We start from the raw sequence: 22,704 nt of genomic DNA on the forward strand, positions 1-22,704 counted from the left end.
CGAAGTCGTAATAAAGTAAAACTAGAAATACTACGAATTCGTACTAAAAAGATCTGCCCGTAAAATAAAATCTCGAATGAGTGTACGGATTCGGGTGTGGGAAAGGAAGGTGAAGACCAGTATGGTAGTACGTAAGAGCAAGCGACAAGTTGGCCTGCTGCTCATGCTGACGGGGCTGCTTCATACAGCAGTCGGGTTGATTATTTACATGAAGCACATCTTACCAGTCATCTCCGAAGGTGTATGGAATACTGTACAAGAAGGCCAATGGGAACGATTAACCGGGTTCTGGTTTATGATGTTCGGCTTTCTGCTGATATTACTTGGATATATAACGGATTGGCTGATGAAAAAGATGGGAATCTCCCCACCCGCTGCTTTTGGATGGCTGCTGCTAGCGATTTGCCTGTTCGGCGCTGTTGCCATGCCAGTTTCCGGGTTCTGGCTGTGTTTGCCGCAGGCTTGGATCCTCATGCGTAAGTGAAATCCGATCTTGCCGTCATAGACGTTACGGAGCGACGGCTCCATCGCCCCGGCACGCCATCCTGCACCGATCTTCGGGGCAGGATGGCGTGTTTTAGCTCGCAAGCGCAAAGGACGGCCTTAGAGTAACGGGGCTGTCCATTTTTATTAGTATTTTCAATATAATACTTGACCTTAGGTCAGACCTAAGGTGTATCGTTGAGGTATTCCAAGCCTCATCCGTGGGAGTGATCGTTATGAAAAGTGAAATTACGATTAGTGAACTAGCTAAGCTGATGAACGTGTCGGTTCATCAAATTCGTTATTTTGAAGAGAAAGGTGTTCTTCAACCTGCTTACACGGATACAAATCAGTATAGGATGTATAGCATGGATCAAATTTACCAGTTAGCTCATATCCTGCTGCTGCGCAAGCTAGAGGTACCTGTTCAGTCCATTAAAGAATGCATGGGTTCCTATTCTACGGATCAACATCGACAGCTGCTACATCATTCCTTGCAGGATATCGAAGCGGAGTTGCTACGCCTCAACGAACTTCGGCAGTTCATCCTCAAAGTGTTGCATGAACAACAAAGCTACAGCTTGCAGCCCAACCAATTCCAAATCAAGAAGCGTGATACCACATTTCTTTCACGGTTTATTAAGCTGGATTCACATACGAGACTCAATGCGGCGCTACTGGCGGAACAGGCCAAATGCATCCCGAACTTGTTTGAATCGGATATCCATTATTTGTACGATGGTTCGAATACCGTTATTTTATATCTGGAAACGCAAGCGCCGGGAGATGTTTCTTTACCGGAGGGGGACTACCTTACCATACAGTGCCTTATCCATGAGGAGGAACTTGAACATCGGATTGAACAATTTTTCGACTATGCTGTTGCACAATCTGTCCCTCTAATGGGGCCTCTGGTTGTCATTGAAAGATCTTATTTGTCTCTATTGGGTCCCAATAAGCTGCACTATGAGCTGCAGGCCTTGATCGTGCCATTTGCACATCGTGAAGGGGAGAATCCAATATGATGGCAGTGCCGATTACGATAGAGCCAATGCAGTCCCAGTATAATCAACAGGTCGGACGATTACTGGCTCAAGCGTTCCGTGGAAAATTTCAAATTCTGACGAACATGAACGAGGACGATCTGGCTCTATTTTTCGACAGGCTGTTGGAATGCGTCCCGACTGAACCATCAACTCAAAGAATGGTCGCCCTGCAACAGGGAGAGGTGATCGGAAGCATAGCGATTAAATGGAAACCGGCTATTGACACAAAAAAAAACAAGCAAAAGCTTCCGTCATGGAGGAATTTTAGCATATTTGGCAGATGGAACCTGATCAAAATGTTGATCGGCTTATATGTGCTAGATCATAAACCCGAGTCTGGTGAATGTTATATTGCAGACATTGTTGTTCATTCGGACTATCGAAGCAAAGGTGTTGGAAAGCTTCTTTTGCAATGGGCGCAGCGTGTTGTGGATATGGACCCGAGTTTGGATCGTCTAAGCTTGTACGTCTCTGGTAGCAACCCGCGTGCCAAGCAGCTATACGAGCAATTGTCGTTCCGAACGCATTCCGAGGAGAATCGAATAATATCGCATCTGTTATTCAATGAGCCGAAATGGGATTATATGGTCGAGACGAGGGAGGGTCAATAAAGAAATAATGATGAAAAAGAAAATTTTGATTTATACGATGATCTTCGTAATGCTGATTGTTGGTACAGGATTATATATTTTGAAGCAAAACCGTTTTGACATGATGGAGCAGGCGGTCGAGATTCAATCGTCAGCAGGCATACTAACGGGTACTTTGGCGCTGCCCAAGAACGCTGCGAGTAAGCTGGGATTAGTCCTCTTTATCCATGGCGATGGAGCGATTAATGCAACACACGATGATGGGTACAAGCCGCTATGGGAGCGATTGGCTAGTCTTGGCTATGCCTCCTTATCCCTGAATAAAAGAGGGATCGGCGGATCCGAAGGAAGCTGGTTAGAGCAGAGCATGGATGATCGGGTAGATGAGGCTCGTGAGGCGATTGCATGGGCAAAAAAGCATCCGTTGATCGATGCGAACAGGATCGGGGTATGGGGCGCCAGTCAGGCGGGATGGGTCATTCCTAAGCTTGCCGAGAAGGAGACGCTCGCCTTCAGTCTTCTTGTATCGCCCGCCATTAACTGGCTACGGCAAGGAGCGTATCATACGCGCCTACAGTTGATCAAGGACGGTTATTCGGAAGCAGAAATTCAAGCCAAAGAAATGTATGACAATCGAGTTCGGCAGCTCTTAGCAAAACAGGCCAACTATGACGAATATCTTACAATGGCGCATGAATACAACATGATGTCGAAAGACAGATGGACATTTGTCGGTAAAAACTTCTTGTCGGACTCAACGGATGATCTTCGTCATTTCCGTTCGCCGGTACTCCTGCTTCTAGGCGAAGAAGATATCCATGTGGATTGGAAGGAGACGGAGCGTGAATATCGCAATAACGTAAAGCCGGAACTGCTGACTGTTGCGGTCTTCCCTGACACCGAGCATTCGATGTTGAGCAAGAAGACAGCCGATTCCGATTTTCGGGCATTAGTGATCAGTCTCTTCGCGCCTAGGCAAATCACGGTGCCGGGATACATGGATCAAATTGAAAAATTTCTCAAGAAACTGGATTATTGATCGTCAACGTACAGAACATGAAAAAATCGCCCTTCACTTGGCCAAGAGGGCCAGTTTAAGGGCGATTTGATTGGAACCCGATCGGTGAAAGGGCAAGATGGGCCTCCTTGGTACAAGTTACCGTGTTGAGGAGGGATACATTCATGAGCATGACCATGGCTATCCGCAGCTTACATGGAGGGAGGACAGGGCAGGTTACCCTGCCGCGCCGTCGCTTGACTTTTCACTTACGAACATTCTACCTGATTTCGACGCCTGCACTGACGTACCCGGTCACAGCAACCGCTATGAGGGGACCGCTCGTCACCCTGTGGGTAATTACCAGCACCAGTCGGGTGCCTTCAATAACCGGTACGGCCAAGTCGGCGGCTCCGATGCTGATGTCTCCGGTAGCGACCGTCCCGGTCATCGCCGGAGCCAAGTCGGTCCCGGCACCTGTTGGAGTAAACAAGTTGCTCGTCGCTGGCGCGCTCCACAGCTCCGCCCTCATGGTAACCGTCGTTTCGCCCAAAATATTGCCGGCGCTATTGCTGAAGGTAACCGCAATCGCAGAGATCGTCCCGTCGCGCGGTATCGTAAATGCCATATTCATCGTAATTCCGGGTTCATCTCCCGAAAGATCGATAACTCCGCCTGTAATATCGGCTTCCCTGGAGTCGCTGAAGCTGACCAATCCACCCGAAAAAGGATTTCCGTTTAAATCGGATATCGCGGTAGCGGCTATTCCGGACGCAAAAGGAATTATGGTGCCGCCATCCGTGAGTCCGGCTGCCGGCCCCGGGGGTCCAGTGGGTCCGGGAGGTCCGGGAGGTCCGGCGGTACCGGCTGATCCGGGCGGCCCGGGGGTCCCAGCGGTTCCGGCTGATCCGGGCGGCCCGGCGGTTCCGGCGGCTCCGGAAGGCCCAGGCGGCCCGGGGGGTCCGGCGATTCCAGCAGGCCCGGACGGCCCGGAGGGTCCAGCGACCCCAGCGGGGCCAGGTGGCCCAGGGGGGCCGGTGTTTCCGGCAGGTCCAGGCGGTCCGACCTGTCCGACCGGTTCGAAAAATTCGAGTTTCCCGATATATTCGGCAAAAAGCGGACCGCCGTTATTCCTGTTGACGACTTTTATTCCTTTCGTTCGTTTAAGCTGGATCGCACGGGGGGTATTTACGCAAATTTTGTTGGACTTACTCGCTCTTGTTTTCTTTCTACGAGCGAATCCGGCTTGTTTTGCTTGCCCGGAAAGAATTCTCACACGTTCACCACCTGGTCTTGTGCCGTAAGGAGCAGACCGGGGCTGTTGAGATGCCAAGGAACCCCGGTCATGACATAAGCGATTCAATTGATTCTTATGCTTGCGCTGACGTACCCGGCCATATCCACTTCAAGCATAGGACCTCCCGTTATCCTATGGGAGATTACAAGCACTAGCCGGGTGCCCAGGGTTATTGGCACGGCCAGGACAGCGGATCCGGTGCTGATATCGCCGAGGCTAACCGTCCCGGTTTGGGGGGGCGACAGGTCGACCCCCGCCCCCGTCGGAGTGAACACGTTGCTTGTCGCGGGAGCACTCCACATTTCCGCCCTCAAGGTTAATATCGTGGCGCCAAAATCATGCGGGATCGTATTGCTGAAAGTAACCGAAATCGAAGTAATCGTCCCGTCTCGCGGCACCGCAAAGGCCAAGTTCAGCAGGAAGCCGAGATTGTTACCCGTCAGGTCGATGCTGCCGCCGGTTACGGGAACATCCGACCTTGAGGTGCCGAAACCGACCAATCCGACGGAACTTGGGCTGCCGTCAGGCGCATTATTGGAAGAAACGGACGTTCCGGAAGCGAAAGGGATAATCGTGTCCCCGCCTGCGGTTCCGGCAGATCCAGTGGGGCCTGGCGGTCCGGTTGGTCCGGTTGGTCCAACGGCTCCGGCAGGTCCTGGAGGACCCATAAGACCTGCCGTTCCGGCTGGGCCCGGAGGCCCTGGAGGACCGACCGTTCCGGCAGGTCCTGGAAGACCTGGAGACCCGACTATTCCGGCAGGTCCGGTGGGACCCGGAGGCCCGACCGTTCCGGCGGGGCCAGGGGGACCGGAAATTCCCGTATCGCCGGGAGGCCCGGCACGCCCGAGACGCCTGAAGTATCTTGCAAGGAGCGTTTTCCCGCTGATCCTCTGGGCGCTGCGTATACCTCTCGTTCGATACGGCTTGAAGGAACGGGGAACACACACGCATATTATTTTTTTATACCTGCTTATCGTTTTTTTCCTCGCGCGAACGCATTTGGTTGATTTGGCGTGACCGGCATGTTTTCTCACGTACTCACTTCACCACCTAGTACATATACTACGAGCATTTGGTTCAATTGCGTGGGATACGGCCCGTAGAGTAGTGTCTATTTTTCTCGAAGTCCAATTACATGTTGCACGGCAAACCTATCACCGAGCTGTCAACAATGCCCTTGTATATTCATTTCCCTTTGAAGCATTGCCTTGCCGAATTCAAGCTTATCAATGATCTGAAAAAAATCTAATTGCTTGCGCGACATACTGTTAATTCTCCATACTGCCACCTTCCCCTAAGTCCGGATCGATGGGTAAATAGGAAGTTGGCCTCATAAGAGTATCGAGTAACCATGCAGACAAAGAAAGGTGTTATAATTCTTGTACGGTGACAACGGAATTTTAAAGAAAGGAATAAGTAGATGCCAAAAAAAATAGCCCCCAGCTTTTTATTTATTGGGAACCACCCCGTTTTGGACTTTATAAATACGAAGATCGCCGTAGACGGCAAGCCGGTCGATCTACTTGAAACGTTCCCCGATGCGCTCGATTGGTTGTATAAAGCGGGCTTTCTTAATGAAAAAGAAAGGGTGCAATTCGAACAAAGCTGGGGCAATAGCGACCAAGGATCCCAAGCATTAGAAGCCGCTAGAGAGCTTCGAAGTGCACTGCTTACAATCATTGAAATTTGTAAGAGCGGAGAAAACATTTCAGTTCGTCAGGATTACCTGGAAACCATAAACGACTTACTCTATGATCAAGTTATTACAACGAAGCTTATATATACAGATAATGGTTTCGTTATAAAGAAACGTGTAAAAAGTCAAACGCCAACTGATCTTCTTGCTCCTATAGCACAGTCGGCTATGGATTTATTTAGCAGGAACACGTTTTCCTTGATTAAAAAGTGCGGGAATCCGGAATGTGTGCTTTACTTTTACGATAATAGCAAAAATAGCACACGCCGATGGTGCAGCCAAAAAACCTGCGGCAATAGGATGAAAGTAATGGCATACCTTGAAAGACAAAGGAATCAATAATCAATTGGAAATGGCAAACGAGGCTCAGAACTTTTGAGGCTCGTTTTTTATTTGCCGCAGGCGGATGGCGCAAAGTTTTATTAATACCCGTAACTATTGTTTACAGGTTAATAAATCAATGTTATAGTAACCATAAAGTGGTTTTGGAGGTTAATAAAAGGGGTGACAGACACTGATGACCAACGTTTATCATTCGGGTGAACTGAGCGTACAAAGGTTAGCCGGTGCGGAAATTGCTGCACAGCAGAACAGCGCGATTGTAAGGGCAAATATCCCCAAAGGTGCCGTTGCCTTCTTGAAAAATTTATCTCTGATGATTGTGGCTTCCGTTGACGGGAAGGGAAGGGTTTGGAGTTCGTTCCTGACCGGGGAACCTGGGTTTATAGATGTGGAGGACGAAGTAACGATTACGATTCATTCCGATCCGGTTAGGAATGATCCCATATACCCGAATCTGATATCGAGCCCTGAAATTGGTTTATTAGCAATTGATTTCAGCAAAAGATTAAGAATGAGAATAAATGGAACGGGCTATTTCGATGCGGATCGGCGGATAGTGGTGAAAACCGAACAAGTTTATGGCAACTGCCCAAAATATATCCACAAAAGAAACGTATCTGCAAATGGAGTTTTCCAAAGATCTCAGAAATCCGAGCAGCGTGGTCTGTGCCTGAATCCCGAACAACAAGTATGGATTCGAAATTCGGACACATTTTTTATTGGAAGTATTAGTTCCGGAGGGAAAGCAGATGTTTCACACCGAGGCGGACCACCAGGATTTATCAAAGTGATCGATGAAAAGACGCTCCTTTTTCCTGATTATTATGGGAATTCGATGTTTAATACCCTTGGGAATATTTATAGCAATCCGCGTTCAGGACTGCTATTTATTGATTTCGATTCCGGTCATTCGTTGCAGCTAACCGGAAATTCCGAAATTATTTGGGATGAGAATGAACTCACCGAGTTTCCGGCGGCAGAACGGATCGTTCGATTTGAGATCAATGAAGTTCTTTTTACGGAAAACAATACACAGCTAGGTTGGGACTTTGTGGAATTCTCTCCTTCCATTCCAACGTTGTGAACTCCATGGGGAGGTGGTCTGCAAAAGAAAATAAGCAAGTATTCAGCATTCGGAATCAAAGAAAAAGTCATACAGAAAAAACGTAGGAGGAGATCAAAATGGTAACAAACAAGGTTGTAATCATCATTCAAGCCAATCAACAAGATGTGGGTAAGGCGGTTCATGGATTGTTATACGGACAAGAGCTGCACGAAGAGGGTTTCGAAGTTGAAATTCTTTTTGACGGCATGGGGACACAATGGCCAGATGCATTCAGTAAGGCGGATCATCCTTTCAATCCGCTATTTAAGCAGGTTATGAAGTCAGGCATTATTAAGGGCGGCTGCCAAGCCTGCTCAGGATTTTTTGAGGTAGCGGAAGAAGTCCAGTCAACGGGTATTCAGCTAATAGGCAATGAAGCAACGGGAGGACATATTCCGTTTGTGCAATATATAAAGAACGGATTTCTTCCCATTATTCTTTAGGGCGCCAGTCACCTTTGTTGCGGGATTGCTCAAGATGTGAGCAAAGGTAGGCTCGGTTTTCGGGCCTGCCTTTCCGCGCATACTTCGTCTTCGGAAGGAGAAGACGATCATAACTATTCCACTTCGATCGCTTTAACTGTTTCGCCCTCGATCAATACGGGCTGGTAGTAGGTATTGGCGGGCAAGTCTTTTTTGCCTTGCAGATTCTTAATGACCCAGTCCGCTGCGTCGCGTCCCATTTGTTCTTGGGGGTGCGTCAGCGTCGTTAGTTGGATATTCGCGTTTTTGGCGATATAGGAATTGTCCTGGCCAATGATGGACAGCTCGTCCGGAATGGAGATTCCCAGTTTTCTGCACACATTTACGACTTCCAAGCCTACCTCGTCGTTGTAACACACAAGCGCGGTCAATTCATCCCGATTGTCGTTCAGATACGCTTCCAAATTAGCGGACAGGCCCGGCTTCGACTCCGTATCGAAAGAAAGCACATGCTCGTGCTGGAACCGTAATTTGGCTTCCCCAAGAGCCTTGATAAATCCTTTCATTCTGAACTTCCCTTGCAAATCGTCCATTTTCGCAATGATGCCGATTTGGGTATGTCCTTTGGCAATCAGTTCCCGGGTTGCGAGATAGCTGGACTGCACGTCATCCAGACAGAAGAAAGGAACCTCCAGCTCTTCATAATAGGCATTGATCATCGCGAACGGAACCTCCTGCTCCTTAAAAGACAGGTAGTAGGCGATATTTGGATTGTATACATTGCTTCTGGTAGGCTCTATAATCAGTCCGTCCACGCCGTAGGACAGCATCATTTCCAACGCCTTTTTTTCCTGGGAGATATCATTATTTGTACTGGCTAACAGCAAGGAATAGTTATCTTCATTTAATCGGCTTTCAATGCCGCGGATAATGGAGGGGAAGATGTAATCCGAGATATAGGTCGTGATGACGCCGATCGTTTTATTCATGGCCTTCGCACCCGTTCTGGACCGGTATTGGCTGCTGACGTACGTGCCGGATCCCCTCTCGCTTCGCAGGAACCCCTCGTTTGATAACTCCAGAATGGCCTTTCGAACCGTTTGCCGGCTAACGTTGTAGCTTTCCTGTAAAACGTACTCCGAAGGGATTTTCTCGCCTGCTTTGTACGTTCCAGAGAGGATATAACTTTTGATATCATCAATGATGATCTGGTACTTTGGCTTCATGCAATCCACTTCTTTCATCGTTATGCGAAAAGTTGTACGTACACATTCTAGCATGAATTGCATGAAATGCAAATGAAATGACATCATTTGCGATTTCAACGGTACAAGTTTCATGCTTTTCCTTAGGAAAACACCATGATTAGACGAATAAGGACGGTACATTAGCTTATGTTAGTATAACTATTAGACTATATTGACAAATGTACGTACAGAAAATATACTAAGGCTGTCAGCAAGAGAAAGCGCCTTCTTTCGTTCGAAGATCGCGCTATGAGCGATTTCATTTTTGTGCAACCCACGAACAGAGAGGGGAAATACGTGTTCATGAATCATGTAGACTTGAAAGAAGCGATAACCAAGGGTGAAACTTCGCTGGGTATCGAATTCGGATCTACGCGGATCAAAGCGGTGCTGATCGATCGTCGTTTCGAGACCATCGCATCGGGAAGCTTTGAGTGGGAAAATCTGTTGAAAGACGGATATTGGACGTACGATCAGGAGGATATTATAACAGGCCTCCAAACCGCTTACCGTGAAATGAAGCAGGAAGTGGAACGGAAATACGGAGTCACCCTCCGGACCGTCGGTTCAATCGGGTTTTCCGCTATGATGCACGGCTATATAGCATTCGATAGCACGGGTGAGCTGCTGGTGCCGTTTCGGACTTGGCGCAATGCAACGACCGGCGCGGCGGCAAGGGAACTAACGGACTTGTTCCAATTCAATATCCCCGAGCGCTGGAGTATCGCTCATTTGTACCAAGCGATATTAAACAAAGAGGAGCATGTGCCTCGCATTGATTTTGTAACGACGCTGGCGGGATATATCCACTGGCTGCTGACCGGCAATAAAGTAATCGGCATCGGAGATGCTTCCGGCATCTTCCCTATAGATGAGTCAACCCATAATTACCATCCAACGATGGTCAAACAATTCGATGAATTAATCGCGGCCAAAGGCTATCCGTGGAAGCTTGAGGATCTTCTTCCCAAAGTGCAACTTTCCGGCGAGCAAGCTGGCGGGCTAACGGCGGCGGGAGCCGCCATTCTGGACCCGGCCGGGGATCTGCAGTCCGGCATTCCGCTATGTCCTCCGGAAGGCGATGCCGGCACAGGCATGGTTGCGACGAATAGCGTAAAGAAGCGTACGGGAAATGTTTCCGTGGGCACTTCCGTTTTTGCGATGATTGTATTGGAGAAAGAATTGTCCAAGGTTTATCCGGAGATCGATATGGTCACGACGCCGGACGGCAGTCCGGTCGGCATGGTGCATGCCAACAACTGCTCCAGCGATCTTAACGCCTGGATGGGACTGTTCCGCGAATTCTCGGAAGCGATGGGATTCAATGCGGATTCCGGCAAATTGTTCAGCGTGCTGCTGGGCAAGTCGCTCGAAGCAGACCCGGACGGCGGCGGTTTGCTTAGCTACGGTTATCTCTCGGGCGAGAATATTACGGGAATCGATAAAGGCCGGCCGTTGTTCGTACGCTCGCCGGAAAGCAACTTTAATCTGGCAAACTTCATGCGAACGCATCTATTTACGGCTTTTGGAGCATTGAAGCTCGGCATGGACATTTTGACCGAAAACGAACAAGTGGGCATCGACAGCATCTTGGCTCATGGCGGCCTCTTCAAAACTCCTGTCGTTGGACAAAAAGCTTTGGCCGCTGCGCTGAACGTACCGATCTCGGTTATGTCCACAGCCGGCGAAGGCGGGGCATGGGGCATGGCGCTTTTGGCTTCTTACATGACGGGCAAGGATCAACAAGAGAGCCTGGCGGACTTCCTCGAGCAGAAGGTGTTCAAAAATGCCGAAGGACAGGAGATTTCTCCGGATGCTGCGGATGTAAAAGGGTTCCAGGCATTCATTAAACGATATCAAGCAGGGCTTGCCATCGAACAAGCCGCTGTAGACCATCTGCTGGAGAACGGGAGGGACTAACGTTGTTAGAACAACTGAAAGAAGAGGTATACCAAGCGAATCTGGATTTGCCGAAGCACGGACTCGTGAAATTCACTTGGGGCAATGCGAGCGCCGTCGATCGGGAAAGCGGCCTGTTCGTCATCAAACCGAGTGGAGTCAGCTATGAGAAGATGAAGCCGAGCGATATGGTCGTCGTGGATCTGGACGGTAAGGTGGTCGAGGGAGAGATGAGACCTTCATCCGATACCGCGACTCACGCCGTGTTGTACAAACACTATCCGCAAATCGGCGGCATCGTGCATACCCATTCGACCTGGGCAACCATCTGGGCGCAAGCGGGACTCGATGTACCCGTCATGGGAACGACGCATGCGGACACCTTCTATGGCGCGGTGCCTTGCGCACGGTTCTTGAACCAAGAGGAAGTTGACCGGGGATACGAAGCGGAGACGGGTCACGTTATTATCGAAACGTTCGAGAAGCGCGGATTGGATGTCATGGCGATTCCGGCCGTCCTGCTCCAGGGACATGCACCCTTCACTTGGGGGAAAGACGTGAAGTCTGCGGTCGTGAACAGCGTCGTGCTGGAGGAAGTGTGCAATATGAATTTGTACGCGCGGCAATTGAACCATTTCGCCAAAGAACTGCCGCAAGGCATTCTGGATAAGCACTATCTTCGCAAGCACGGGAAAGATGCCTACTACGGGCAGAAGTAATATCCTTACCTATTATTAATTACAGAAAAGAGGATGATCAAGATGTCAGTAACAGCAGCTAAACAATTTTGGTTCGTCGTAGGTTCGCAACATCTATACGGGGAAGAAGCGCTCGCCGAAGTAAAAGCTCATGCGCAGACGATGACCGATGCCTTGAATAACAGCGGTGTGCTCCCTTATCCGCTTGTCTTGCAGGACCTCGCTGTCAGCGCGGATAAAATTACAAGCATCATGAAAGAGGTCAACTATCGCGACGAAGTGGCGGGTGTCATCACATGGATGCATACGTTCTCGCCTGCGAAAATGTGGATTCGCGGTACGAAGTTGCTGCAGAAGCCATTGCTGCACTTGGCAACCCAGTTCAACGAAAGCATTCCTTGGGCAACGATCGATATGGACTTCATGAACCTGAACCAAGCCGCTCATGGCGATCGCGAGTACGGCTTCATCAATGCCCGTCTGAAGAAGCAAAATAAAATTGTCGTAGGCTACTGGGAACGCGCGGAAGTGCAGCAGCAGCTTGCGGATTGGATGGACGTAGCGGTTGCCTATAACGAAAGCTTCAACATCAAAGTGGCCCGTTTCGGCGACAACATGCGCAACGTTGGCGTAACGGAAGGGGACAAGGTCGAGGCTCAAATTCAATTCGGATGGACCGTGGACTACTTCGGCATCGGCGACCTTGTACAATACGTGAATGCCGTTACGGAGCAGGAAATCGATGATCTGATGGCTCAATATGCGGAGCTCTACGCATTCGATTACGGGACGAACAGCAAAGAAGCTTGGGAAGCGAGCGTCAGAGTCCAAGCAAGCTATGAAATCGCGCTCAAACGTTTCTTCGAGGAGAAAGGATATAATGCCTTCACGACGAACTTCGAAGATTTGCATGGAATGAAACAGCTTCCCGGTCTTGCCGTCCAACGTCTGATGGCGCAGGGCTACGGCTTCGCCGGCGAGGGCGACTGGAAGACGGCGGCGCTCGATCGTCTGATGAAAGTGATGAGCCGCAATCAAAACACGGGATTCATGGAGGATTACACCTACGAGATGGCGGCCGGCCAGGAAGCCATCCTGCAATCCCATATGCTAGAGGTTGATCCGTCCTTGGCAAGCAACCAGCCGAAAATCATCGTTTCCCCGCTCGGAATCGGCGATCGCGAAGATCCGGCGCGTCTCGTATTCGACGGCAAAGCCGGCGAAGGCGTCGTCGTATCCATGGCGGACTTCGGCACTCATTATAAGTTGCTGATCAACGAGGTTTCCGCATTCGAGCCGACGGTACCGGCTCCTAATCTTCCTGTCGCTCGCGTCCTGTGGACGGTGAAGCCGAACTTCCAGGATGGCGTGAAAGCTTGGATCGAGAATGGCGGCGGCCACCATACCGTCGTTTCCTTGAACCTGACGACAGACCAAATCGTAACCTACGCCAAGCTGGTTAACTTGGAATACGTCGTCATTAAGTAATCCATCATTAAGGTGAAGAGAAGGCGGACTCGGGACAATCGCGAGGCCGCTTCCTTGAGCCAAATGCAAAAACCACAAAAACCGCTTTTTTCGTAAATGGGTGATCTCGCCTTTTACGAAGAAGCGGTTTTTTTATATTGGCTAATGGGGGACGTTTCAGGTGTTGTATTTCACCATCCGGATAGGCGCTCCCAATGAAGTAACTGATGATTCCCGTGTCTGTTCAATCATTTAGCATTAAGGAAGTGAATCAAAGCGGCATTGAATTGTTCAGGGTGAGTCGAGTTCAAACCGTGCGGTCCGCCTTCAATTACGACGAGTTGACTGCCTGGAACAGCTTCGTGGGAAAGTTGACCGCTTACCTCAAGCGTCACTATCGCATCGGAATCGCCATGGATAACAAGCAATGGGATATCGAATTTCGCCAAATCGCCACGGAAATCCGTCCGGCCGAAGGCATCAATGCAATCCAGCGTCCCCTTTGGCGAAGCGTAAGAAGCAATATCAAGGTTGTAAACACGGAAGGACTCGCTGACAAGGTCGGTTCTATCCCCTGCTTTATAAAAATTGTGAGTGAAGCCGTCAAGGAAGGCGACACGGTCTTTTTTCAAACCGTCTTGGAAGCCCTGAATGGTGGCTTCATCCAGACCGCCTTCTGGATGCTCGGCGGATTTGTAGAAGAACGGTGGAACCGCAGCAGCCAACACGGCTTTTTTGACACGGCTTGTTCCGTATGTGCCAACGTAACGGGCAACCTCTCCGCCACCCATCGAAAACCCGACCAGTGTCACGTCCTTAAGATCTAGATGTTTAATTAACTTGTGGAGATCCGCCGCAAACGTATCATAGTCGTAACCGTTCCACGGCCTGGAGGATTGTCCGAATCCGCGGCGGTCATAGGTAATCACCCGGTAACCTGCATCGATGAGCGCTGGAACTTGACTCTCCCACGAGCGCCCGCTCAGTGGCCAGCCATGGATCAAAATTACAGGTTTGCCTTCGCCAAGATCCTCAAAATACAATTCAATGGGTTGACCGTTTTCCGTTCCGACTGTTAATTTAGCCATTAGTCTTCACTTCCTATCTTTTTTTTGGATGAGTATTACTCGTGGCCACCAAACATCGTTTGAGCATAAACAATACCCGCACCGTAGGAACCACCGTGTTGCATAGCGATCTCCAAGACTGCATCATATGTTTCTTGATGTGCCCAATCGCGTTGATACTCAAGAAGAACGGACATCCAAGTAACGGGAATTGCTCCCGCTTGTATCATGCGTTGAACGGCCATGTCATGCGCTTCCGTGGTAGTCCCGCCTGAGGCGTCCGTTACAATGTATACTTCATATCCATCTTTGATGGCTGAAACCGTAGGGAAAGCAAGACAAACTTCCGTCCATAGAGCTGCCATAATCAGCTTCTTGCGACCTGTTTGTTTCACTGCTGACACGAAGTTTTCGTCTTCCCAAGAGTTCATGTTTGTGCGGTCGATCGGTTTTTGATCAGGAAAAACATCTTGAATATGCGGATGGATAGGACCTGAAAATGATTCGGCAGCAACAGTTGTAAGAATGATCGGCGCATTGAAAACTTTAGCCGTTTTTGCAAGCGCAACCGTATTGCTAATGATAGTTTGGCGATCAGCACTTTGTACACCAAAGAGCATTTGAGGCTGATGGTCTACAAGAATAACAGCCGAGTTTTCAGCCGTAAGTAAATCGGACTTTCCATTAAACATACAATAATCCCCGCTTCCCCTATTTTATTGCAACAGGTCCATAAATTCGTAAATCCTGCTGCATGTATTCAGTCTATTGAAATGTGATTGTGCAAACAATCTTCATTTTTCTATATAATGCATAGGGAAAAACTATACATATCAAAAGCTTTATAAATGATTTGCATAAGCAATTCCTATGGCTGCTATAGAGAAAGCCTTATTGCTAGTAAGAATGCTGATTTATAAACTTAAGAATAGAAGGCTAGCTTCTAAGAACAAAAAAATTGAAAGGATTGAAGGAGGATATGAATATGTGGGCTATGTTTCTAGCTTTAGCTGCTGGTGTTGTAATTGGCGTTATTTTTCAAGCGCTTCGGATCCCCTCTCCTGCACCGCCTTTCTTGGGACTGATTGGTCTCCTTGGTATGTTTTTAGGGCAGAGGTTGATTCCATGGATAAAACTTTGGTTTAGCCACAACTAAACACAAAAAAAATTTCAAAGGAGAACTAAATCATGTCTGAGAAAACAAAAGTAGATGAAGCTAGTTTAGTTATTCATAATGCCAGTATCGTAACGATGGACGATTCAAACCCTACAGCATCGGCAGTTGCAGTTAAGGATGGCAAATTCCTGGCTGTGGGAGAAGATGCCGAAATCATGAAATATGTTGGATCATCCACACAGGTTTTGAACGCAAACAAACGAATGTTAATACCGGGCTTGAACGATTCCCATATTCATCTCATTCGGGGCGGTCTCAACTATAACCTCGAGCTTCGCTGGGATGGGGTGCCATCAGTAGCGGATGCATTGCGTATGTTGAAAAAGCAGGTTGATCGTACGCCGGCACCTCATTGGGTCCGTGTTGTAGGCGGATGGACTGAATTCCAATTCCTGGAACGCAGAATGCCGACTCTAGATGAAATCAATCGAATTGCTCCGGAAACCCCCGTTTTTATCCTCAACCTTTACCGTCAAGCTTTTTTGAACAAAGCGGCCTTGCGAGTAATCGGGTATACAAAAGATACGCCTAATCCGCCAGGTGGAGAAATCCAAAGGGACAGTCAAGGAAATCCTACAGGAATGCTCATCGCTCGACCGAATGCAACTATTTTGTATGCCACCTTAGCTAAAGGGCCAAAGCTTTCATACGACGACCAACTGAATTCAACTCGACTTTTTATGAGGGAATTGAATCGATTTGGAGTCACAAGCGTTATTGACGCCGGCGGGGGCTTTCAGAATTATCCCGATGACTATCAAGTGTTTGATGAACTTGATAAACGTGGAGAAATTACGGTTCGCACTGCGTATAATTTATTCACTCAGCATCCCAAGAATGAATTGAGTGATTTTAAAGCATGGACAGCTACATCGCAGCCTTATACGGGAAGTTCCTACTATCGCCATAACGGTGCCGGTGAAATGCTTGTTTATAGCGCAGCAGACTTTGAAGATTTTGTAGAGCCTCGTCCGGAACTCCCTGCTGTACTTGAAGATGAACTATTTGACGTTTCTCGGCATCTCGTTCAACAACGTTGGCCATTTCGTCTTCATGCAACCTATGGAGAGTCGATTAAACGCTTTCTCGATGTATTTGAACGCGTGAATAAAGAGGTGCCGTTTAAAGACTTACGCTGGATTCTGGATCATGCCGAAACGATTCATGAGGAGGATTTGGAACGGGTCGTTGCATTAGGAGGGTCGGTCGCGGTTCAAAGCCGGATGGCTTTCCAGGGTGAATATTTTGTGGATAGATATGGGGCAAAAGCAGCCGAAAACGCTCCTCCGATAACCAAGATGATGAAGTCTGGATTGCGCGTTGGTGTGGGGACTGATGCCACCAGAGTAGCTAGTTATAATCCTTGGGTGGCCTTATACTGGCTGGTGACGGGCAAAACACTGGGAGGGTTAACCCTGTATCCTGCTTCTAATCGTGTAGAGAGACACCAAGCGCTTCGGATGTATACTGCGGGGAATGCATGGTTCTCAAAGGAAGAAGATGTGAAAGGGCAGATCAAGAAAGGTCACTATGCTGATTTTACAATTCTTTCTGAGAATTTCTTCCTTGTATCCGAAGAAGATATTAAAAAAATCGAATCTGTCTTTACAGTCGTGGGCGGTAAAATTGTTTACGGTACTTCCGAATTTCAATCTCTGTCGCCGGCGGCTCCCAAAGCAAGTCCAGACTGGTCTCCGCATAATTTCTTTGGAGGCTATTATAATGGGACCAATTATGGGGGTGGTTCAGGCGCCCATAAACCTCAACAGGTCCATCTTCATCATAGGTGTAACCATCATCATGGCAGCGGTTTCTGTGACTTGGATTGCTTTGTCTTCTAACTAAAATAACCTAAAGGCAGGTGAGTTCATAATGTCTGATGTTACGATCAAAGTCAACGACAATGGGCCATTACGAATAACAGGCAAAGTAGAAATGGTGGATGCGTTGGGTAACCGTTTCGAGACAAAGGAGAGCTTTATCCTTTGTCGGTGCGGATTATCAAATCAAAAGCCTTTCTGTGACTTGACTCACAAAGGTAAATTTGAAAGCGCGCCGCGTGCTTGATTGATACCAAGCAGAGCCATCAAGCTTTGAAATGATCTGAAAACACGATATAAACCAAAGGCGATCTCAACTATGCGAGATCGCCTTTCTGCTTATCGTTATTTCATTCGCCTTATAAATTAAACGTTAGTTTGCTTGTGCTGATTGATCTGGGTAGTGATTTTTTCCTTTTTCTCTAACCGAATATAGAATGGGACAACCGTGCTTAAGAGCAGTAATCCAGCTAATATTACGAAAGTGAACATATGACTAACGGTGTCGATCAGATAAATGGAGATGATGGGAGCAAGCGAAGCGCCAATGAAAAGCATAAACATATGGAAAGAAAGAGCGCTAGCTCTTAACCCGCCAGCCAGAGTACCTATTAATGATATCAAGGCGGGAAGGGCCATCGCGATGCCGGCAGTAAAAACAATGCTCGCCAAAATTAAAAATGCGAGGTTCTCCCAGACGCCAACCAGACCTAGTCCAATACCGGCCAAAATCAAACCGCACCATAGAACGTTTTTAACACCAATCTTGGCAACGAACCTCCCATCAAACGGGGAAATGAACATGCCGATGATACCAACTGCACGAACCCATAGGATTTCCTGATGGCTTAGACCGAAAAGAGAGCTGCTTAGATAACTTCCAAGCGTGGAGAAGAACCCGACAAGCGAAATAAAGAGAGTTGCTGAAATGATATAACAAAGCGGCAACCCTTTTTTCTTGAAAATACCCCCAATGTGCCTAAAGGGAGTGAAGAAGCTGCCTACCGGCTTCTGGGTTTTATCGTTAGGTATAGATATTGCAATCAAAATAAAGGAAACAAAATACACAGGACCAAGGATATAAAATACATTGTTCCAGCTTAGTTCCAATACGACGATGCTGCTATAGATCTGTCCTACAATACTGGCCATTAAAAAGGCGGTGCTTATAAAGCCGAGTATCGTTACCCTTTTATTAGTTGGGAACATCTCTATAGCATAGGCTAACACTGAAGGCGGAAACATGGATGCCGCCAATCCCTGGAGAACCCTTAGAACAATAAGCCATTGAAACTCATCAACCGTTCCGATAACAAGAGTCGTAGCCGTGAGCATACATAACCCGGATATCATCATTTTTTTTCGTCCGTAGCGATCGGAAAGACCACCGAACAGGAGTCCTCCACCGGCAAAAGCAAAAGAAAAGGCGCTGCCTGCCCAAGCTGCTTTGGATGATGAAATCTGGAATTCGTCCTCAAATACAGAGAGCAGGGGTAATGTTAAATAAACCGAAGAAACAACAATCAATGAGCAGAAGAATAGAATAAGGGTCATGAGTTTATAACGCGGTGCTATTGGCAATTTAAATTCTCCTTTGTATTTGGTCAGATTCATCCCAGTCATGGAGTCTAAAGTTAACGAATTCCAAAGGCTGGATATGTAACACCATCTTATAAACATTGGTTCGGACGATCAATATCGATTTTTCTATGTTTCGTATAGCCTAATCTTATATCTTAAAATCCAGTTTGAGAGTCCGAAAATATTCGAGTATACATAAATTGGGTTGCTATGCTATAGTAGTTCCTTGAAAATGACGTTAATTTGGAAAGGAGCTTTTTATGTCTGATAAAATTACGCAAGTGCTAAACACACAGATAGCGAATTGGAGCCTTTTGTTCACCAAACTCCATAACTATCACTGGTATGTAAAAGGTCCACAGTTCTTCACTTTACATTTGAAGTTTGAAGAACTATATACGGAAGCTGCGCTTCATGTGGACAATCTTGCCGAGCGGTTGCTGGCATTAGGCGGCAGTCCCGTAGCGACTTTGCAAGGAATTATTGAAACCGCAACGGTAAAAGATGCAGTGGGTAATGAGAGCGCAACTGAGATGGTTCGCACGCTTGCAGCCGATTTTGGAACTATTGTTAATGAGCTTAAAGAGGGTATGAGTATCGCTAACCGTGAGGGCGACGAGACAACCGGGGATATGCTATTGGCCATTCATAGCTCACTGGAGAAGCATGTATGGATGTTGAAATCATTCTTGGGTTAATTTAGATCCGTTTACTAATCTGTTATGTTATCGCAAAAAGCCGGGGTAAATCACCGGCTTTTTTGTATGCGGACTTATAGTGATTAATGCGAAAGATATAGTAATTAGCTATACAAGTATAGAAATAATGGAATTGTTGGTTGTTGCACTATTCTATATGATTTGAATCAGGATTACGTTCAAATAGTAGTAAAATCGAAAAAATCAAAAAGAAGGAGTGTTCCGAAAGATGAGCAATACCGTAAAGAAAACGGCAGGCATCCATCATATTACTTCTTTCGTACAAGATCCGCAGAGAAATGTGGATTTTTATGCTGGAGTCCTGGGCCTTCGTCTTGTAAAAAAAACAATTAACTTTGACGCACCCGAAGTCTACCATTTATACTTCGGCAATGAAAAAGGCAGCCCTGGAACCATTATTACTTTCTTCCCGCATGAACATTCTCGTAAAGGCCGCGTAGGAGGAGGACAAGTAGGTACAACAACATACGTAGTACCAATAGGCGCACTTGATTATTGGAAAGCACGCCTCACAGCGTTCGATATTTCTTTCTCGGAAAGCACCCGTTTTTCCGAGAACTATATCCAATTTCTCGATCGTGACGGTCTGCAGTTGGAGATCGTTGAACGGGAAGAAGGAGCTCTCAATACGTGGTCATTCGGAGGTGTTCCAACGGATAAGGCTATCAAGGGATTTGGGGGCGCGGTGCTATACAGCACTTCATCCACAAAGACCATGCAGGTTCTTGAGGACGTTTTAGGTCTTGAAAAGGTAGGCCAGGATGGTGACTTAATTCGCTATAAGGCTGAAGGAGACATCGGCAACCTCATTGATGTGAATGCGGAGCCCATGGAATGGGGAATCCCCGGTGCAGGCACCGTTCACCATATCGCGTGGCGAGCCAAGGATATTAAAGACCACAATGCTTGGAGAAACCATGTGGAAAGCAGCGGCTTTCATCCTACGCCGATTATTGACCGACAGTATTTCCATGCTATCTATTTTCGTGAACAAGGCGGCATTTTGTTCGAAATCGCGACAGATCCGCCAGGGTTCGCAAATGATGAGCCAGAAGATCGCCTGGGCGAGACATTAATGCTGCCATCATGGTTTGAAGACAGCCGTGCTGAAATTGAAAAGAACCTGACCCCTATTCAAGTACGGGAATTGGAGTCAATCAAGGAATGAAACATATTTATCGAAAAGGTTCAAGTCCGAACCTGGCAACATTTCTCTTATTGCACGGTACGGGTGGGACGGAATACGATCTATTGCCGGTTGCTCATAGAATCTCCCCGGCTTCGAATGTCCTTAGTGTTCGGGGGGAGGTTCAGGAGAATGGAATGTCCAGGTTTTTCAAGCGGTTGGCTGAGGGAGTGTTCGATGAGGAAGACCTATTGTTTCGAACTGAAGAGCTGAATGGATTTCTCGATCAAGCATCGAACCAATATGAGTTTGACCGCCAGAATGTAGTAGCGATAGGTTATTCTAATGGAGCCAATATTGCGGGGAGTCTCTTGTTCCATTGCAAGAACGCGTTGAGAGGTGCGATTTTATTCCATCCCATGGTTCCTCGTCGCGGTGTAACGCTGCCAGAATTATCGCAAACACCTATATTCATTGGTGCCGGAATGAATGATTCGGTCTCCCCTCCACATGAGACAAAAGAACTGCTAACGCTATTGAAAGGTGCAGGCGCCTCCGTTGAAGTGAACTGGGAACATGCAGGTCATCAGTTAACGCACTCGGAAATCGACGAAGCAGCCGATTGGTACAGCAGTTCGTTTCCAAGGAATTATTCATGACTTTATTATGCTTAATACTTTGTAAAGTCTAGACCTGAAAGGTGAGCGGCCTTAAAAAGCTAGTTTTCTTGCAGGTCTATTCTTCACTGCAATGGGAGGATATCATGGGTAAAATTGCAATATTTGGGTTCGGTCGAATCGGTCGGCAATTACTTAGAGCAGCACTTCAGGAGAGGCTCTTTGTACCGTATTCTATCTCTGATATTAAGGATGAATCGACACTTGCGGCGCTTTTCGAGGTTGATACGAATTACAAGCGTTGGCAAGAAGTGGTTTCCAGTCGAGAAGGGGCTATCATCATAGGCGGCCGAGAAATCCGGTATATGAATTCGTCCAGCGAAATTCCTAATTGGAGAGAATTAGGTGTTGAGTTGGTGATTGACTGTACGGGGCGTGCCGTAACCAGACCTGTTGCACAATTGCACTTGGATCGTGGGGCCAAGCGAGTGCTTGTCAGCGGACCTAGTAAAAGTCTCGAGGATTGCGACGCCGTATTGCTTAAGGGGATTAATCTGGGCAGCTTCGATCCGGAGAAGCATAAAATTATCAGTATGGCGAGCTGTACAACCAATGCACTGGCACCAGTGGTGAAATTGGTTAGAGAAAATTACGGCATTAAATATGGTTTGTTTTCAACGGTTCATTCGTATACCAATACACAATCATTAACAGACCAGCCTATGAAGGACCGGCGGGATTCTTGGGCAGCAGCTGAAAATATCATCCCATCATCTTCGGGGGCGGCCAAGGCTCTCAAGTTTATTTGGAGTGATCTCCAAATTACTGGAAAGGCCTACCGAATCCCAACTCGCACGGGCAGCATTGCGGAGCTTAATCTGATAACAGAGAAATCATGCTCCGTTCAGGAGATCAATGAAATGTTCCGCCTTGCTGCTAATGAAGGTGAGCTTAAGGGCGTTCTAAACATATTGGAGGGTGAATGGGCCTCTTCCCGTATTGTAGGGGATCCTCATTCATCGATTATTGATCTGCCATTGACGCAAGTGCAGGGCGAGCTTGTATCCGTAGCCGCTTGGTATGATAATGAGTGGGGTTACGCTTCTCGGCTGGCTGAAGTTGCTGCTTTTCTTGTTTCGAGATAGTTTGATATGAGTTCTTATGCTATGTAGTCGAATGATCTTATAGTTTCAACCTATAGAACGTATAGAAAAAATAGAATTGATCGATATATGTCGATTTCATACTATTAAGACATGCAACGGACTTCATAACTAGTTATTTCGAAAGCCGTCGTAAAACTAATAA

General features: G+C 47.5%; 23 protein-coding genes. 17 read left to right on the forward strand and 6 right to left on the reverse strand.

The features are described from left to right. The first annotated feature begins 121 nt into the window (after positions 1-121). The 4 genes from J2T14_RS18520 to J2T14_RS18535 all read left to right on the forward strand — a co-directional run bounded on the left by J2T14_RS18520 (position 122) and on the right by J2T14_RS18535 (position 3,158). Entirely contained in the window at positions 122-484 is a 363-nt protein-coding gene (locus tag J2T14_RS18520; RefSeq protein WP_307204324.1) for a DUF6463 family protein, read from the forward strand. 235 nt (positions 485-719) lie between these two features. Beyond that, positions 720-1,508, forward strand: a complete 789-nt coding sequence (locus J2T14_RS18525) for a MerR family transcriptional regulator (RefSeq protein ID WP_307473077.1) — start codon at positions 720-722, stop codon at positions 1,506-1,508. After that, positions 1,505-2,140 carry a GNAT family N-acetyltransferase gene (locus tag J2T14_RS18530; protein ID WP_307473079.1) on the forward strand — a complete coding sequence of 212 codons (636 nt, stop codon included), beginning with the start codon at positions 1,505-1,507 and terminating at the stop codon, positions 2,138-2,140. Before J2T14_RS18525 ends, J2T14_RS18530 begins: the two co-directional genes overlap by 4 nt. Positions 2,141-2,150: 10 nt before the next feature. Continuing rightward, positions 2,151-3,158, forward strand: a complete 1,008-nt coding sequence (locus J2T14_RS18535; RefSeq protein WP_307473828.1) for an alpha/beta hydrolase family protein — start codon at positions 2,151-2,153, stop codon at positions 3,156-3,158. A gap of 238 nt (positions 3,159-3,396) precedes the next feature. Here J2T14_RS18535 and J2T14_RS18540 read toward each other — a convergent pair whose 3' ends face one another. Together J2T14_RS18540 and J2T14_RS30930 are read right to left on the reverse strand one after the other, a co-directional pair. Further along, the gene (locus J2T14_RS18540) at positions 3,397-4,392 is read right to left on the reverse strand and encodes an exosporium glycoprotein BclB-related protein (protein ID WP_307473081.1); all 996 of its coding nucleotides are present in this window, start codon (positions 4,390-4,392) and stop codon (positions 3,397-3,399) included. Positions 4,393-4,475: 83 nt separating this feature from the next. Beyond that, the gene (locus J2T14_RS30930; RefSeq protein ID WP_373458178.1) at positions 4,476-5,081 is read right to left on the reverse strand and encodes an exosporium glycoprotein BclB-related protein; all 606 of its coding nucleotides are present in this window, start codon (positions 5,079-5,081) and stop codon (positions 4,476-4,478) included. 752 nt (positions 5,082-5,833) lie between these two features. Between J2T14_RS30930 and J2T14_RS18550 the strand changes: the two genes are divergently transcribed. The 3 genes from J2T14_RS18550 (at position 5,834) to J2T14_RS18560 (ending at position 7,999) form a co-directional block, all read left to right on the forward strand. Continuing rightward, positions 5,834-6,451, forward strand: coding sequence for a CGNR zinc finger domain-containing protein (locus J2T14_RS18550; RefSeq protein WP_307473085.1), 618 nt, complete (start codon positions 5,834-5,836; stop codon positions 6,449-6,451). 175 nt (positions 6,452-6,626) lie between these two features. Beyond that, positions 6,627-7,535, forward strand: coding sequence for a pyridoxamine 5'-phosphate oxidase family protein (locus tag J2T14_RS18555; RefSeq protein WP_307473087.1), 909 nt, complete (start codon positions 6,627-6,629; stop codon positions 7,533-7,535). Between the two features lie 98 nt (positions 7,536-7,633). Next, complete coding sequence (locus tag J2T14_RS18560; protein WP_307204341.1) at positions 7,634-7,999, forward strand: hypothetical protein; 366 nt, start codon at positions 7,634-7,636, stop codon at positions 7,997-7,999. 113 nt (positions 8,000-8,112) lie between these two features. On the opposite strand, the gene J2T14_RS18565 is transcribed toward J2T14_RS18560, so the two are convergent. Beyond that, the gene (locus J2T14_RS18565; protein ID WP_307204343.1) at positions 8,113-9,204 is read right to left on the reverse strand and encodes a GntR family transcriptional regulator; all 1,092 of its coding nucleotides are present in this window, start codon (positions 9,202-9,204) and stop codon (positions 8,113-8,115) included. Positions 9,205-9,528: 324 nt separating this feature from the next. Here J2T14_RS18565 and J2T14_RS18570 point away from each other — a divergent pair, with 324 nt between their 5' ends. Genes J2T14_RS18570 through araA form a run of 3 tightly spaced genes read left to right on the forward strand, consistent with a single transcriptional unit; the run spans position 9,529 to position 13,310 of the window. Further along, positions 9,529-11,145 carry a xylulokinase gene (locus J2T14_RS18570; RefSeq protein WP_307473089.1) on the forward strand — a complete coding sequence of 539 codons (1,617 nt, stop codon included), beginning with the start codon at positions 9,529-9,531 and terminating at the stop codon, positions 11,143-11,145. A 2-nt stretch (positions 11,146-11,147) separates the two neighbouring features. After that, entirely contained in the window at positions 11,148-11,843 is a 696-nt protein-coding gene (locus tag J2T14_RS18575; RefSeq protein ID WP_307473091.1) for an L-ribulose-5-phosphate 4-epimerase, read from the forward strand. 42 nt (positions 11,844-11,885) lie between these two features. Further along, complete coding sequence (araA, locus tag J2T14_RS18580; RefSeq protein ID WP_307473092.1) at positions 11,886-13,310, forward strand: L-arabinose isomerase; 1,425 nt, start codon at positions 11,886-11,888, stop codon at positions 13,308-13,310. 227 nt (positions 13,311-13,537) lie between these two features. Here the strand turns inward: araA and J2T14_RS18585 are convergent, their stop codons facing one another. Together J2T14_RS18585 and J2T14_RS18590 are read right to left on the reverse strand one after the other, a co-directional pair. Beyond that, positions 13,538-14,377, reverse strand: coding sequence for an alpha/beta fold hydrolase (locus J2T14_RS18585; RefSeq protein ID WP_307473094.1), 840 nt, complete (start codon positions 14,375-14,377; stop codon positions 13,538-13,540). 35 nt (positions 14,378-14,412) lie between these two features. Further along, the gene (locus J2T14_RS18590) at positions 14,413-15,048 is read right to left on the reverse strand and encodes a hydrolase (protein ID WP_307473096.1); all 636 of its coding nucleotides are present in this window, start codon (positions 15,046-15,048) and stop codon (positions 14,413-14,415) included. Between the two features lie 293 nt (positions 15,049-15,341). On the opposite strand from J2T14_RS18590, the gene J2T14_RS18595 reads away from it, so the two are divergent. Genes J2T14_RS18595 through J2T14_RS18605 form a run of 3 tightly spaced genes read left to right on the forward strand, consistent with a single transcriptional unit; the run spans position 15,342 to position 17,600 of the window. Next, positions 15,342-15,512 carry a DUF1427 family protein gene (locus J2T14_RS18595; protein WP_307473099.1) on the forward strand — a complete coding sequence of 57 codons (171 nt, stop codon included), beginning with the start codon at positions 15,342-15,344 and terminating at the stop codon, positions 15,510-15,512. 32 nt (positions 15,513-15,544) lie between these two features. Then, positions 15,545-17,374 carry an amidohydrolase gene (locus tag J2T14_RS18600; protein ID WP_307473101.1) on the forward strand — a complete coding sequence of 610 codons (1,830 nt, stop codon included), beginning with the start codon at positions 15,545-15,547 and terminating at the stop codon, positions 17,372-17,374. Positions 17,375-17,405: 31 nt separating this feature from the next. Then, positions 17,406-17,600, forward strand: coding sequence for a CDGSH iron-sulfur domain-containing protein (locus J2T14_RS18605; RefSeq protein ID WP_307473103.1), 195 nt, complete (start codon positions 17,406-17,408; stop codon positions 17,598-17,600). Positions 17,601-17,719: 119 nt separating this feature from the next. On the opposite strand, the gene J2T14_RS18610 is transcribed toward J2T14_RS18605, so the two are convergent. Continuing rightward, the gene (locus tag J2T14_RS18610) at positions 17,720-18,934 is read right to left on the reverse strand and encodes an MFS transporter (RefSeq protein ID WP_307473106.1); all 1,215 of its coding nucleotides are present in this window, start codon (positions 18,932-18,934) and stop codon (positions 17,720-17,722) included. Positions 18,935-19,194: 260 nt separating this feature from the next. On the opposite strand from J2T14_RS18610, the gene J2T14_RS18615 reads away from it, so the two are divergent. The 4 genes from J2T14_RS18615 to J2T14_RS18630 all read left to right on the forward strand — a co-directional run bounded on the left by J2T14_RS18615 (position 19,195) and on the right by J2T14_RS18630 (position 22,541). Then, on the forward strand, positions 19,195-19,632 hold the full coding sequence (locus J2T14_RS18615; RefSeq protein WP_307204363.1) for a Dps family protein: 438 nt from the start codon (positions 19,195-19,197) through the stop codon (positions 19,630-19,632). A 229-nt stretch (positions 19,633-19,861) separates the two neighbouring features. After that, a complete protein-coding gene (locus tag J2T14_RS18620; RefSeq protein WP_307473108.1) occupies positions 19,862-20,821 on the forward strand; it encodes a ring-cleaving dioxygenase in 960 nt (319 codons plus the stop codon). Then, positions 20,818-21,438, forward strand: coding sequence for an alpha/beta hydrolase (locus J2T14_RS18625; protein ID WP_307473110.1), 621 nt, complete (start codon positions 20,818-20,820; stop codon positions 21,436-21,438). The genes J2T14_RS18620 and J2T14_RS18625 overlap by 4 nt, the downstream gene beginning before the upstream one ends. 104 nt (positions 21,439-21,542) lie before the next feature. Next, entirely contained in the window at positions 21,543-22,541 is a 999-nt protein-coding gene (locus tag J2T14_RS18630) for a type I glyceraldehyde-3-phosphate dehydrogenase (protein WP_307473112.1), read from the forward strand. The last annotated feature ends 163 nt before the right edge of the window (positions 22,542-22,704 follow it).

Origin of the sequence: Paenibacillus harenae, assembly GCF_030812415.1 — a bacterium.
Classification (GTDB): Bacteria; Bacillota; Bacilli; order Paenibacillales; family Paenibacillaceae; genus Pristimantibacillus; species Pristimantibacillus harenae_A.